Annotated in this window: 12 protein-coding genes; 3 read left to right on the forward strand and 9 right to left on the reverse strand. The window is 42.5% G+C overall.

Annotation, left to right across the window (positions count from 1 at the left end):
• Positions 1-9: 9 nt before the first annotated feature.
• The 3 genes from AC1RRY_RS02470 to AC1RRY_RS02480 all read right to left on the reverse strand — a co-directional run bounded on the left by AC1RRY_RS02470 (position 10) and on the right by AC1RRY_RS02480 (position 3,507).
• On the reverse strand, positions 10-717 hold the full coding sequence (locus AC1RRY_RS02470) for a hypothetical protein (RefSeq protein WP_492818305.1): 708 nt from the start codon (positions 715-717) through the stop codon (positions 10-12).
• A gap of 328 nt (positions 718-1,045) precedes the next feature.
• Positions 1,046-2,167 carry a DmpA family aminopeptidase gene (locus AC1RRY_RS02475; RefSeq protein WP_492818303.1) on the reverse strand — a complete coding sequence of 374 codons (1,122 nt, stop codon included), beginning with the start codon at positions 2,165-2,167 and terminating at the stop codon, positions 1,046-1,048.
• 29 nt (positions 2,168-2,196) lie between these two features.
• Entirely contained in the window at positions 2,197-3,507 is a 1,311-nt protein-coding gene (locus AC1RRY_RS02480) for a hypothetical protein (protein WP_492818301.1), read from the reverse strand.
• Between the two features lie 140 nt (positions 3,508-3,647).
• Here AC1RRY_RS02480 and AC1RRY_RS02485 point away from each other — a divergent pair, with 140 nt between their 5' ends.
• Entirely contained in the window at positions 3,648-4,175 is a 528-nt protein-coding gene (locus tag AC1RRY_RS02485; protein WP_492818299.1) for a DUF2911 domain-containing protein, read from the forward strand.
• A gap of 114 nt (positions 4,176-4,289) precedes the next feature.
• Here the strand turns inward: AC1RRY_RS02485 and mtgA are convergent, their stop codons facing one another.
• Together mtgA and AC1RRY_RS02495 are read right to left on the reverse strand one after the other, a co-directional pair.
• On the reverse strand, positions 4,290-5,069 hold the full coding sequence (gene mtgA, locus AC1RRY_RS02490; RefSeq protein ID WP_492818297.1) for a monofunctional biosynthetic peptidoglycan transglycosylase: 780 nt from the start codon (positions 5,067-5,069) through the stop codon (positions 4,290-4,292).
• A gap of 52 nt (positions 5,070-5,121) precedes the next feature.
• Positions 5,122-6,006 (reverse strand): PhzF family phenazine biosynthesis protein, encoded by an 885-nt coding sequence (locus AC1RRY_RS02495; protein WP_492818295.1) that lies wholly within the window; start codon positions 6,004-6,006, stop codon positions 5,122-5,124.
• A gap of 318 nt (positions 6,007-6,324) precedes the next feature.
• Here AC1RRY_RS02495 and AC1RRY_RS02500 point away from each other — a divergent pair, with 318 nt between their 5' ends.
• Positions 6,325-8,205: a M61 family metallopeptidase gene (locus tag AC1RRY_RS02500; RefSeq protein ID WP_492818293.1), complete on the forward strand. Its 1,881-nt coding sequence runs from the start codon at positions 6,325-6,327 to the stop codon at positions 8,203-8,205.
• 75 nt (positions 8,206-8,280) lie between these two features.
• Here AC1RRY_RS02500 and hisC read toward each other — a convergent pair whose 3' ends face one another.
• Together hisC and AC1RRY_RS02510 are read right to left on the reverse strand one after the other, a co-directional pair.
• Positions 8,281-9,327, reverse strand: a complete 1,047-nt coding sequence (gene hisC, locus AC1RRY_RS02505) for a histidinol-phosphate transaminase (RefSeq protein WP_492818291.1) — start codon at positions 9,325-9,327, stop codon at positions 8,281-8,283.
• Positions 9,328-9,381: 54 nt separating this feature from the next.
• The gene (locus tag AC1RRY_RS02510; RefSeq protein ID WP_492818289.1) at positions 9,382-10,149 is read right to left on the reverse strand and encodes a 3-hydroxyacyl-CoA dehydrogenase; all 768 of its coding nucleotides are present in this window, start codon (positions 10,147-10,149) and stop codon (positions 9,382-9,384) included.
• A 78-nt stretch (positions 10,150-10,227) separates the two neighbouring features.
• Between AC1RRY_RS02510 and hemF the strand changes: the two genes are divergently transcribed.
• The gene (hemF, locus tag AC1RRY_RS02515) at positions 10,228-11,124 is read left to right on the forward strand and encodes an oxygen-dependent coproporphyrinogen oxidase (RefSeq protein WP_492818287.1); all 897 of its coding nucleotides are present in this window, start codon (positions 10,228-10,230) and stop codon (positions 11,122-11,124) included.
• A gap of 41 nt (positions 11,125-11,165) precedes the next feature.
• On the opposite strand, the gene AC1RRY_RS02520 is transcribed toward hemF, so the two are convergent.
• Positions 11,166-12,917, reverse strand: coding sequence for a DUF885 domain-containing protein (locus AC1RRY_RS02520; RefSeq protein ID WP_492818285.1), 1,752 nt, complete (start codon positions 12,915-12,917; stop codon positions 11,166-11,168).
• 142 nt (positions 12,918-13,059) lie between these two features.
• A complete protein-coding gene (locus AC1RRY_RS02525) occupies positions 13,060-14,619 on the reverse strand; it encodes an FMN-binding glutamate synthase family protein (RefSeq protein WP_492818283.1) in 1,560 nt (519 codons plus the stop codon).
• Between the last annotated feature and the right edge of the window lie 110 nt (positions 14,620-14,729).

The raw sequence follows: 14,729 nt of genomic DNA on the forward strand, positions 1-14,729 counted from the left end.
CGTTTGATTTTATTTGCACGCCGTAGTATACGCATGCAGGTGTTCATCAAATTTTGTCCAGCGATGATTGTCTCTTAGTTTTTCAACCAATTGAGGGCAGTCTTTATATAAGACGGCATAAGCATCGTCATAATCCTTCTTTTTAAGCTTTATGGCTGTTGCATCACCTATTTTTACAAAGTAAGATTTGTTAACTTCATCTTCAATCGCAAAGCCCTTTTTGAATTCCATGCTTCTGGTTGATACACCCAGTGGATTATGATACACTTTTATTTTTTCGCTGAAAGTAGGGTTCAGCAATTGCACCAGTAATTCGTCTATTTTTGCGTTATTGGTTACTTTTGTTTTTTCAAAATACGCGTAACCTTGTTGAAGAACTTCATTGCTGACGCCTTTATCTCTCCACTTGCGCGGATCGAAGGTCAGGTTAATGGCATTATTTACCTTGCTGAAATCACTGATAGGCAAATACATGGCCGTGATATCCTGCGCCTTCACTTTCATCTTTTTTGTTTCACCCTTAGGCGTAAGCATAAGACTCTGTATCAGCCCGTTTTTTTGATTGACAGAACTGACAATCCCTTCTAAAGTATTGCCGTCTTCCAGATAAATATAGGCAATCTCTTTGTTAGAAAAAAGGTCATAAGCCGGTGTGAACAATTGGCCAAAAGCTGTTGTGCAGCTCAATAAACTTAAAAGCAATGCTATTTTTTTCATAATTTTAATTGTTTTAACATTAATAAAAGGCTTTCCTACAAATCCAGCGCAAAGCTGTATGTTTCTTACAGACAATCGTGGTTAATACTGCCCCTATCTGAACTGTAAAATTTTTTGAGATGGAGATGAGATGATGCAGACAATATTGAAGCAATGAGTGCCTCGGGCATTTCTATCGGAAATGCGTCAATATTCATAATGATGCTTTTTCATCAAGACAACCCTCTGTTTTAAGAGTAATTTCTCCATTTGCCTATGCAAGTTAGGATAGCAACATTGTCTCAGTTAAGCAAACATTTATTAACGGCATGATTGCCGCCACGAGCGGTTATTTAAGTTTATTGTACTTCCGGCTGAGTTCCAGTACTTTGTCGACAGGTAATGCCCGGATAGTGCCGTTAGCGCCTTTAACGGTTTGGGCGGCAAATAAAGAATTAATAATGGCTTCTTCAGTGGCTTCAATTGCTGCCAGAAATAGAGGAGAGACATCGTCGTTCCGGAGTTCAGTGGCTTCGTAGAATCTGCCGGAGGCGCTGTGTGTTACCCGTAATTGCTTGGCAGTTGAAAAGGCAATTACATAGTCACCACTGCCGTTTGAAGCAATACCCCCCGTTTTAGCCAGTCCGAAAATAGCTCTTTTAGCCAGCCGCTCCAAATTACGCGAGGTAAGCGGAGCATCGGTAGCGACTACTATCATGCAAGACCCATCGGCCGGATCATTGAGTTGATTGTTCAAAAAATACTGGTTTAGTTCTTCTCCCACAGGTACACCGTTCACCTGCAATACTCCACCGAAATTGGTCTGTACAATTACCCCCACTGTATAGCCACCGGATTTGGCAGGCAATACTCTTGAGGCTGTTCCTATGCCGCCTTTCCATGCAAAACAAATGGTGCCGGTGCCTGCACCTACATTACCTTCTTCTACCTTACCGGCGGCGGCGGTTTCAATGGCTTTCAGAACGTGCTCTTTTTTTACATGCCTGCCTGTAATGTCGTTAAGGTAACTATCGTTGGTTTCTCCTATTATCGGATTAACCGATCGTACGTTGTCATTCCCTTTTTGTGCCAGTGTATAGTCTATCACTGCATCGGCTGCTGTGGGTACCGAAAGCGTGTTGGTTAACACGATTGGGGTTTCTATATTACCCAGTTCCTGTACCTGGCTTATGCCCGTCAGTTTCCCAAAGCCATTGGCGACAAAAATAGCAGCCGGTATTTTATCCTGAAAAAGATTTCCATCATGTGGAACAATGGCTGTAGCTCCTGTACGAACCTTCTCTCCTTCAATTAAGGTTGTGTGCCCTACTTTTACACCTGCCACATCAGTAATGGCATTATTTAGGCCGGGTTTCATCACGCCAATTTTAATGCCCAGTTCACGTGGACGTTTCTGTTGAGCGTGTGCTACAATACTTAATAAAGACAGAGAAAGAAGAAGTGATTTCATGTGTATAATGTATTGCTGAGTGAGCGGGCTTATCTATCAAAAGTATCCTCATAAACAACCTTGCCGTCACCTTGTGAAAGTTTCGCTTCGTCTACCAGCCCGGTGCCCTGAAAGCGATAGGAAAGTCCCACGATTTTGCTTCCGGCACCTTTGTAAGGAAACTGATAGGCCAGCTTGTTATTGACAAATATTTTTACCTGACCCTTTACCGACTCACAACGAACTTTTGCAAAGTCTTTGAAATCAACACCGAAGCCTGATAAGTCGTTTTCTTTGCCGGATATGTTTTTGTCGATAAAAAATAGGTTATTTTCTGAAATGCACCCTTTGGCAGACAAGCGAATCATGATGGCAGAGCCTTCACATAGTAAGCCGATTTCAGAATACTGGCACACAGCAGAACCTTCTTTATAAGTATTTTTTATGGAAGTCTCATATACAAAGTTGTCAGTTTTTGTATCACCGAAATCTCTGAAATTAACGTATTTCACAGCCGGTGCAGCCGGTTTCAGATTGATATTCTGCGCTTTGATTTTTTCGGGTGACAAACCAAGTTTTCCGTCGTTGATAGCCTCTTCGGCTTTCAGATATACCGGAATCGGCTCCTGATCTATCATAGGTAACCAACCGTCGGTTTTGATAAACAGATGATGCTCTTTTACTACCTGATGCCCAATCACCAGTTTGGCCTGAAAGAAACCGGGATAATAGTAAATGGAAGTATGTTGATGTTGATTGCGTGAAACCCTTACTCTTTTAGAAGGATCCCAGCTTTGTTGAATATAGACAGAATCTTCCGGCGCTTTGGAGGCGTCGTAATCAAAAACAACCGAATTAGGTATACCTGACGCCACCACCTTTTTGCTGCTGAACTGGTAATCGTCCGGATTAAGCTGTACTGAAGTGTTTACATCTTTTCTGGAAACCAACACCCAGCCGATAATCCCTAAGGCCAGTAGAATCGGCAGTATGAAAGAGAACAGATAGGGGCGTTTCCGGATTTCAGGCTTTTTAACCGGCGAATTGACAATTGAAGGTGCGGGTTCTTCCTGAATCTTATTATCAGTCTGATTCTGACGGAAATCTCTCCAGTTTTCAAATCCCAGGTATTGGGCTAATGTGTTCAGCGTAGTGTTGGTAGGAGCTGACTCATACTTTACCTTTCCCCATATTCGCTTCAACGTAGTGGGGCTCAGGTTGACTGAGGTTATTTCAAAAATCCGTTGAGATAATTCTTCAAAATCCCGGTTGCTCCACTGGGTGCTGTTGCCCCAGCCCAGTTTGTTTTCAATCAGATTTCTGCAATGCATCAATAATATGTCGTCAGTTTCTGAGCTCAACGGTTTTTAATGTTTAATGGTTTGAATGAACTTGAATAGACTTGGAAAGGTCTTGAATAGGCGCATGTGTAGTGTCTTCATAGCTTTGTCAGGTCGATTCGATAAACCAATTTTCAAATTCTAAAACTACTAACAAAGCTATGCAAAAGAACACAGAAAAATCGGTGCTTATGGCAGTTTTTTTCGCTCTCTCGTTTCTTTCATTTACTCTTTCAGCGCAGGAAGACAAGACCAAGCGTCCGTCACCACCAGCTACTGCCAGCGGACAAATTAACGGCAAGAGTGTAACTGTCAATTACGGTCAACCGTCAGTAAAAGGCCGTGAGATTTGGGGTAAACTGGTTCCTTATAATGAAGTGTGGCGGGCAGGTGCCAATGAGGCCACCACCATTGAGTTTTCGAAAGACGTAAGTATTGAAGGGAAGAGCCTTCCTGCCGGTAAATACGGCTTCTTTACGATTCCCGGTACGAATGAATGGACTATCATTTTCAACAAAGTGCCAAACCAATGGGGTGCATTTAAGTATGACGCCACGCAAGATGCTTTACGAGTGACAGTAAAACCAAAGAAAGCCAAGGCATTTAACGAAAAACTGTGGTATGCAGTTAACAAAAATTCAGTGAGCCTGGCATGGGAAAACACCGAAGTAGCATTTGGTGTAAAATAGAATCCTGTACCAATTACATAACTGGAATCATACCTGTGTAGGCATACAACAAATATGTATTAGTATTATTTATCAATAGGTCAGATAAATACCTGTCTTTGGCGGGTATTTATTTTAAAATTTCCGCAAGTCTTTCAGAAATGCAGGCCCACCCAAAGCCCGCATCTGCCGGACAATTCCTGCTGTTCTACGGGTTACGTAAGGCCCCGGTTTTTGGATAGACCATTTTCTTGGGCTGGGTAATACGGCCGCTATACGAGCGGCTTGTTCGCGGGTAAGATTTTTGGCTGATTTATTAAAGTAACGGCTGGATGCCGCCTCTACGCCGAACGTCATATCGCCCGTTTCGGCTACATTCAGGTACACCTCCAGAATACGTTGTTTACCCCATATAAGCTCTATCAGCACCGTGAAATAGACCTCAATGGCTTTGCGGATATAACTACGGGTTTGCCATAGAAAAACGTTTTTGGCTACCTGCTGAGAAATGGTACTGGCGCCTCTTATTTTCCGGCCTTTCAGATTCCTGTTAAAGGCAGTCTTCATAGATCCGAAATCAAACCCTTTGTGTACCGTAAAAAGCTGGTCTTCAGCTGCCACCACAGCCAGAGGCATTTCTTTTGATATCTTATCGTAAGAAACCCATTGGTAATGAATCTCGCTGTCTTTACTCTCGGCAATGGCTTCTATTTTTCTTGAAAACATGGTTACCGTAAAAGGAACAGGCACAAATTTGAAAAAGACAACCGCACTGATGGTAGAAACAAAGAAAAAAATCACGAACCTGATGAGGACACGCTTCAATCTGACCCAAACAGAGGCTAATCGGGGTCTTGACGAGGTTTTAGATTTCTTAGGGGCAGGTGTTTTACTTCTGAATGTATTCTTAGCCATGAGGTAGGTTAGATATTTAGCTTATTTGTACAAAAATCGTAAAATTTTGGTTCTACACAAACCATTTACCTTGTGCAACCAATTGGGCTTTACCGCCTACCTGTAATTTGTATTTTCCGTCATCGCTTAGCTCACCTTTAATACTGATTAATGAAGGGCGGTTGATCTCATAACCCTGCTCTACAAATTTGTGAATAACAGGCAATTCGTATTTGAGTAAAAAAGCTAATAAACAGCTATTGGCGCTTCCTGTTGCGGCGTCTTCCACAATTTTATTGTTTTCAAGGCAAAGCATTCGTGCATGCAGGTGATTCACTTCTGCGTGAGTTTCTGAGGTATACACAAAGAAAGCGGCAGTGAGCCCATCAGGCGAATTACTTTTATGCAATTGGTTATCTGCCAGCCATTGGGTTATGGTCGGTGCGTTTATCTGCACTTCCTGAACAGCCCTGAGTGTTTTAAGCGGGAAAATCAGATAAGGCAAGCCGGTTGAAACCAGTTGTATAGGCAGGGTTTCGTCGATATCAGTTGGAGAAATACCCAGCAAAGGAGCAATATCAGTTTGGAAAGTAGCTCCGAAGATAGGGTTGTTCAGTTCAAACCATAAAAAACCATTGTCTGGTTTGACAGGCACCTTTCCTATTTTCAGGTTCAGAGTTATATCAGATTCTGATTCGCCCATCAGTACAAACGCAGTACCTAATGTGGGATGACCGGCAAACGGCACTTCGTATTCAGGAGTAAAAATCCGCACATCATAACCGCAGTCAACGGTTTCGTCTGAAAGAATGAAGGTGGTTTCCTGAAAATTGATTTCCCGGGCAATTTTCAGCATTTGCTCGTCCGTCAGCCCTTGTGCATTTCTGAATACAGCCAACTGATTACCCTGGTATTTTTGCTGAGCAAACACATCGACAATTGAAAAGTCTAATTCCATATTTCTTCAATTTAAGATTTACAGGATGTTTCCTTCAGGAATCTATTGGAATAATTTACAAAATTACCATTCCAACGCTTTGCTAAAGAACGAAATATCCCCGAAAATGGGTGATAGCCTGCTCATTTTTTTTTACTTATTTGCCGCGCATCTTACAAGCCTGTTATTTGATTAGCAATCTTTGAACCAACAGAAAAGAAGATTTTACCGGTTATTGCTTATTCGGTATGTTTTGTGGTGTCATACGAATTGGTAACTTTGTGCGTTTACAGTCCATATTCCATGTGAGTTTTATTAACAAACGATAATCAATTATTTATGAAAAGAATAGCATATTTGCTTCTGACGATGGCCGTCATGACTGCCTGTACGAGAAGCGCTTCGGTGAGTACATCATCCACACAAAAAGATAACCTGTATCAGTTTTCTGTTGACCTGACAAAAGTAGAACGCGATAAACTGGAGGTTTCTTTGGTTGCTCCCAAAATCAATACCGACGAGATAACGTATTTCCTGCCTAAGATTGTACCGGGTACTTATGCTAACTACGATTTTGGCCGTTATGTTTCCAATTTCAAAGCTTATACTGCCAAAGGCGATACGCTTCCGGTTGTAAGAGCAGATGTAAACAGTTGGTCTGTTAAGAATGCGAAGAGTCTTTACAAGATCACCTATAAAATTGATGATACGTGGGATTCGCCGGAAATAAAAGGTGAGAAGATATTTGAACCTGCCGGTAGTGATATTGACCCTAACAAGAAGTTTGCCGTGAACACTTTTTGTTTTTTCGGTTATTTTGATGGCATGACGAAAGTGCCTTACAGAGTGTCTTTCACCAAGCCTGAAGGGTTTTATGGCGCCACTTCCATGAATTTTGCTTCTACTTCTGCAACCCGCGATGTTTTTGAAGCGGATAACTACATGGATTTATCTGATGCGCCGATTCTTTATACCCGCCCGGATACTACCGTGTTGAAAATCGGTGGGGCCGACATTCTGGTATCAGTTTTCTCGCCTAACAAAAAAGCTAACTCTAAAGAGATTGCAGCTAATATCAATTCGCTGCTCAATGCACAAAAAGATTATCTGGGTGGTAAACTGCCGATTCAGAAATACGCCTTTTTGATTGTGTTGTCAGATAACCCGAATCTGATGAGCTATGGTGCATTGGAGCACTCGTATTCATCGTTCTATTACCTGCCCGAGGGCACTTCAAAGGAGCTTGCTCAGACCGTAAAAGATGTGGCATCGCACGAGTTTTTCCATATCATTACACCTTTGAGCATTCACTCGGAAGAAATCGGTGATTTTGATTATAATTCACCGAAGATGTCGAAACACCTGTGGATGTATGAAGGAGCTACGGAATATGCCGCAGGACACATGCAGGCTAAATATGGATTGGTTGGCACAGAGCAATATCTGGGTATGTTGCAGGAGAAAATCGGAACCATGTATAGGCTGAACGATAAGCTGCCGTTTACTGAAATGAGCAAAGATGTACTGGACAAATACAAAAACCAGTATATGAATGTGTATAACAAAGGGGCATTGATTGGTCTGGTACTTGATATTAAACTTCGCCAGTTGTCAGGCGGGAAATATGGTACTCAGAACCTGATGCGTGACCTGGCAAAAACTTACGGTAAAACGAAATCGTTTAAGGATGATGAATTGTTTGATAAAATCACGGCATTGACTTACCCTGAAATACGCGAGTTCTTTACCAAATATGTAGAAGGCCCTGAACCTTTGCCACTGGTTGAGACTTTTCAAAGTGTAGGCATTGATTTCTTACCTGAAGCAACCGTGAAAAAAGTTAGCCTTGGCGGTATTAACCTCGGTTATAATGCGCAAACCAAACGAATTAAGGTGGCCAATGTGAGCAAAATAAATGAGTTTGGAAAGAAAATGGGATATCAGCTAAATGATGAGATTGTATCTTTAAACGGCCAACCGTTTGAAATGATGAAAGCACAGCATATACTGGATGAGTATGCCAGCACTACCAAGGAAGGTGATATAGTTGTGATGGAAGTAGCCCGTAAAAACAGTGAAGGCAAGGAGGAAATAGTGAAGTTGTCGTCACCGGCAATAATGGTGGAGGTAGTAGAAAAGAATGTATTGAAACTGGCTGCAAACCCGACAGCAGCACAATTGAAGTTAAGAAAGGACTGGTTGAGTACTGAAAATAACTAACTAACGGGTTTCCCGATGAGTTTGATAAAATAAGAGCGGCCCGAAAATTTTTTGGGCCGCTCTTATTTTATAGAATTAATAGGCTTTCAATGCTTCTATTAAAGTGACATTTTCAGTATCTGTACCGATTGAAATACGGATACAACCTTCGCACAATTGCACGTTTGAGCGGTCTCTGGTAATAATCTTCTGGTCAATCAGATACTTAAAAACAGCCTTGGCATCCTCAAACTTAACCAGTAACTGGTTAGAGTCAGACGGGTAGATATGCTTGACCAAAGGCAATTCACTTAACAGGTCTGCCAGATGCTGGCGCGCCTTTAAAATCTCTTTCACGTACTTGTTTTTGGTCTCTTCATTATCCAACGCCTCCAGAATCAACGATTGCGTTACGGCATTAAGATTATAAGGATATTTGATTTTATTCAGAATCCTGATCAGTTCTTCTGAAGCGAAGGCCATTCCGAAGCGCAAGGCTGCCAAGCCCCATGCTTTAGAGAAGGTTTGCAATACTACCAGATTCGGGTAGGTATCCAGTAGCCTGGTAAAAGACCCGGCATCGGCAAAATCAATGTAGGCTTCATCTACTATCACCAGTCCGGTTCTAAAATTATCCAGAATCTCTAAGACGGCCTGTCTGCTAACCAGATTCCCGGATGGGTTATTAGGCGAGCAAACCCATATCAATTTGGTATTTGGCGTAACCGCTGCTAATACGGCTTCCGTATTTATCTGAAAATCAGGTGTCAGCGGTACCTGTATCACCGGTGTATTCTGCACATCGGCACATACTTTGTACATACCGTAGGTCGGTGGCATAATCAGAATATTATCTTCTTTGGGCTCGCACGTTGCCCGAATCAATAAGTCAATGGCTTCGTCAGAGCCGTTGCCCAGAAAAATCTGTCCCGGGCGCACTTCTTTTATCTTTGCCAGTTTTTCTTTAATGTCCGTTTGATAGGGGTCGGGGTAACGATTATAATTCCCCTCTATCACAGAGCCGAAAGGGTTTTCGTTGGCATCCAGAAAAATACCTTCTTTGCCCGTATATTCATCGCGGGCAGATGAGTAAGGGGCAAGTGTAAGAATATGTTGGCGTATTATATTATTAAGAGAAAACATAAGGGCGTATCAGGTTTATTTTTTCAATGGTGTTTTGTTGTACTAATTGAACTGTCATTTCGGTGCCATTCTGATTGCGCCATCCAGCCGTATTACTTCTCCGTTCAGCATGGTGTTTTCTACAATATGCTGGGCGAGTTGTGCGTATTCGTCCGGCTGACCCAAACGAGAAGGGAAGGGCACCTGTTGACCCAATGATAACTGTGCTTCTTCGGGTAGAGAAGCCATTAATGGGGTTTTAAAAATACCCGGCGCGATGGTCATTACCCTGATTCCGTTTCTGGATAAATCTCTGGCAATGGGTAAGGTCATAGATACAATACCACCCTTTGAAGCAGCATACGCTGCCTGCCCGATTTGTCCGTCATAGGCAGCTACTGAAGCTGTATTGATAATCACGCCTCTTTCGCCTCCATCATTAGCTTCATTGTTGGTCATTTCAAATGCCGCCAGACGAATCATATTGAATGAACCTATCAGGTTGATATTGATGATTTTCTGAAAATGAGTCAAGGAATGCGGGCCTTCTTTACCTACAGTGCGGGCAGGTGGGGCAATACCGGCGCAATTGACCAGAATATGTATGGCTTTGAAACGAGCTATGGCCTGATTCATCACTTTCTGCGCATCTTTCTCTGACGAAACATCGCATTTTACAAATTTTGCTTTTCGCCCCAGTTCTCCGGCCAGTGCTTTGCCTTTCTCTTCATTCAGGTCTGCTATCACGGCATTGGCGCCTGCTTTTACAAATCTTCTGACAACGGCTTCGCCTAATCCTGATGCTCCTCCGGTAACTACGGCTGTTATTCCTTTTAGCTGCATAAATCGATAAAAAAGAAAAATTGTTATTGGTAGCTCTATAAGTGTCGCTAAATTGCCACAAAATTTGAAAAGAATCTTATGTTATCCAAAGAAAATATTGCTGAATACTTCAGGAACCTGCAAGATGATATATGTGCTGCCATAGAAAATACGGATGGCAAAGGGAAGTTTCATGAAGACCAATGGCAACATCAGAGCGGCGGAGGCGGACGCACCAGAGTAATAGTAGATGGTAATATTATAGCAAAAGGAGGCGTAAACTTTTCGGCGGTTTCGGGCGAAGTGTCTGATGCCCTGCAAAAACAACTGAATCTGCCTGAAAAGTCAGACTATTTTGCTACCGGCGTATCTATTGTGCAGCATCCGGTTAACCCGGGGGTACCTATTATACACATGAACGTGCGCTATTTTGAACTGGCCAATGGTACGTGCTGGTTTGGTGGCGGGATTGACCTGACCCCGCATTATGTAGTAGAAGATGATGCCCGCTGGTTTCATGAACAACTGAAAGCGGCCTGCGATAAACATGCCCCTGAGTATTACACAAAATATAAGGAATGGGCAGATAATTACTTTTTTCTTCCACATAGAAACGAGACCCGTGGCGTAGGGGGAATATTCTTCGATTACCTGAAACCTACAGAACAATTGCCCAAAGAAGAATTGTTTGCCTTTGTGCAGTCTGTAGGGGAGAGCTTTGCACCTGTTTATACACATCTGATGGCAAAAAACAGTCAACTGCCTTATGGTGAACGTGAAACAAACTGGCAGATGTTTCGCAGAGGACGTTATGTAGAATTTAATCTGGTGTGGGACAGAGGTACGAAGTTCGGGCTCGAAACCAATGGCCGCACGGAATCTATCCTGATGAGTTTACCGCCTGTAGCGAACTGGGTATATGACTACAAACCTGAGCCTGATAGTGAAGAAGAGAAAACACTTAAATTGCTGAGAAAAGGGATTGACTGGGTGTAGATTTAATCGTGCCACGGTTTCGAACCGTGGCACGATAGTTTTTATTTCTCAGTCTTCTTTTTAAGTTCTTCGGCAATGTACTTGTCAACCATTTTTTCGAGTATTGCCATGGTTACAGTTCCCTGCGACAGAACCATATCATGAAATGTACGCACATCAAATTTATCTTTAAGTGCTTCCTCCGCTTTTTTGCGCTGATTCTTAATGGTTATTTCTCCGATTTTGTAAGCCAGGGCTTGTCCCGGCCATGAGATATAACGGTTGATTTCAGTATTGACTTCATGCAATGAAAGAGCTGTGTTATCGGCTAGAAAACTTACAGCCTGTTCACGCGTCCAGTCTTTATCGTGGATGCCTACATCAATTACCAGGCGGCAGGCGCGCCACATTTCATAGGTCAACCTTCCAAACAGACTATAAGGATCTTTATAAAGGCCTAATTCATAACCCAGATACTCACCGTATAAACCCCAGCCTTCACCATACGCATTTACGTACAGGTTTCGTCTGAAATCCGGCAGATAGTCCAACTCTTGTGTCAGTGATATCTGCAGGTGATGCCCTGGCACGGCTTCATGCAATGTAAGCGCTTCCAGTGTGTATAAAGTACGGCTGGGCAGGTTATAGGTGTTTACCCAGTAATTACCCGCATTTTTTGAGTGGATAGAGGCACCACTGTACCTGCCAGCTGTATAAGTGGGTGCCAGATAATCGGGCACAGGCACCACGCCATAAGGCTGGCGGGGTAGTTTGCCGAATAGCAATGGCAATTTACCGTCAATCTTTTTGGCAATGAATGATGCTTCCTTGAGCAGTTGTTCGCCGCTTGTGGGGTAAAACTTAGGCTCATTTCTGAGATAATCTATAAATTCTTTGATAGACCCATTGAATTTTACTTCATTAAGCACCTGCTGCATTTCCTTTCTGATGCGCTCTACTTCCTGCAAGCCTATTGTGTAAATTTCATCAGGAGTTTTGTTGGTAGTAGTGAAATGCTTCACTTTTTCGGCATAGAATTTTTTACCGTTCGGAAAATGAGAAGCCCCAAGAGTGGTTCTGGTTTTAGGGTGATACTCTTTCTCAAAAAACGTTCTGATTTTTGTATAGCTCGGAATCACACTTTCCTCAATCTGTTTTCTGCCTTCTGCTTGCAGCAGTGCCCAGTCTTCCTGAGAAATACCCTGTGGCTTTTCACTGAAGGGTTTCCAGAAGACTGATTTTTCGTAGTTGTCAACAATGTGTGTGTTATAGGTAGCCTCATAGCCTTTTAGCGCTACGCTGGGTTGCGAGATACCTAATGATAGTCCTTTTCTGATTAATGCCAGGTTTTCCTCAACAAAAACAGGTATTCCTCTCAGTTTGGTCAGGTAGTGTTCAGCCTGTTTTTTAGTAGTAAAACCTGCAGGCGCAATTCTTGCCAGACTGGTATGGAACCCTTCATCAGAAAGGATAGGATTCAGGTATTCTTTGTATTCATAGGAAATCAGCTCATCGTTAAGTTGGTATTTCAGTAGTGCCATGTTTATCTGATCATCAAATGTCAGTTTGACTTCATCAATGACATTCAGTTTGTCAGATTCCTTTTTAAAAAACTGATATCTGCGTAGAAAATCTTCTTCCCGGTTTCTGCCGAAAGGGTAAGCAGAATTGATAGTGTCTCCGGCATCTTCTCTTTTATAAAAAGCTTTTATTTCTTCGAGTACTTCATTAATCGCCGGGTTTATCGAAGCGGTTTGCGAGAAAGCATCAGCGCTTACAAGGCTTATCAGAATCAGAAAGAAAAGTTTTTTCATTAATCAATAAGTTAAGGTGGTTGTATGAAAGTCCGAATATAGTAAAATTTAGAGTCTCAGATAGAAGCTGTCTGAAATTGAATGATTAATGTACAAAAAGAGAGCGGGAGATGACCACCTCCCGCTCTCTTTTTGTATCAGATCAATGTGACGACTTACCACCCAGATACGGGCTTTCCAATAACTTTTGAAAGCCTTCAAATTTTACCGGAGTCTTCTGATATTGATAGGTAGTACGCAGAGACTGTGTTTTGTTGTTGTCGCCCATTGCCACGTCAACGTCATCCATCATAAACTGGCTGGGGTGTTCGTAACCGCAGGCATGGCAGATTTCCAATATCTCTTTGGTCATAGTTTTCATGTAATTGTAGAGGCGTTCACTTTTCAGTGTGGGGTCAATACCTGCCTGTAGCCATTTGTTTTGGGTAGCTACTCCGGTAGGACACGTGTTCGTGTGGCAAACCTGTGCCTGTATGCAACCGATAGACATCATGGCTTCCCGGGCTACATTGATTACATCGACACCCATGGCAAAAGCCATAATAGCCTTGTCTGGCAAACCGAGTTTCCCTGCTCCCATAAAAGTGATTTTATCGTTCAGGTCTCTTTTCTGAAATATTTTATAAACAGATGAAAACGCGTAAACAAAAGGTAAGGAAACATGGTCGGCAAAGCTGGGCGGTGCGGCTCCTGTTCCGCCTTCTCCACCGTCAATATTAATAAAATCCGGCCCTTTTCCTGTTTTCTTCATTATATCAGCCAGTTCTTCCCACATCTCCGTTTTACCAACAGCCGATTTAATGCCTACAGGTAGCCCGGTGGCATCGGCCATTTTTTCTATGAAATCGACCATTTCAGGAATGTTTGAAAACGCACTATGATTAGCCGGAGAAATAACATCTTTCCCCAAAGGCACGTGCCTGATTTCGGCCAGTTCCTGTGTTAGTTTAGAAGCGGGCAATACACCACCTTTACCGGGTTTGGCTCCCTGCGACAATTTCAGTTCAATCATTTTCACTGACGGATTATCCTTGCAGAGCTTTACGAGTTTTTCCATTACAAAGTTGCCGTCGTCATCTCTCACACCAAAATAAGCTGTACCAATGTTTATCACTACATCTGCGCCCATTTTATGATAGGCTGATACCCCGCCCTCACCGGTATTATGGTAACAGCCAAACTTGTCGGCTCCTTTGTTAAGAGACTCAATAGCTGCGGCAGACAGCGAACCAAAACTCATACCCGATACATTGATGATAGATTTAGGCAGATACGGGTGCCTACGTTGATGGTATTCACCAATTACTTTTGCCGACGGACAAATGTAAGGATTGGCAAGATTCGGATGGCCGGTGGGTAGTCTTAAAGGTAACAAGGCCGGTTTTATGAAAGTATAGCCGGAGCTATACATATCCTGATCGGTACCAAAACCCTGAAAATTATTCTCCTTTTTAGACGACGCGTAGATCCATGAACGTTGCCGACGATTAAACGGTAGTTCTTCACGGTTATTGGCTACTATGTATTGGCGAAGCTCAGGCCCGACGCTTTCTATGAAATAACGGAGATGCCCAACAACGGGGAAATTGTGCTGAATTGTATGCTTTTTTTGTGAAATATCGCGGACAGCCAGTAAAACAACAATAATTATAGGATACACCCACCAGGGAATATTACTCAGAAACTGTACTATGACTTCCATAAGCAAAAATTTGATTGATGAATTTAAAGTAATGTATGGTTAAATAAACGAGACAGAATAGACTAAATGTATAAGTTTTCTGAAGACCGATAGTAATATATCTGATTAAA

It is taken from the genome of Emticicia sp. GW821-FHT11C11 (assembly GCF_058808615.1).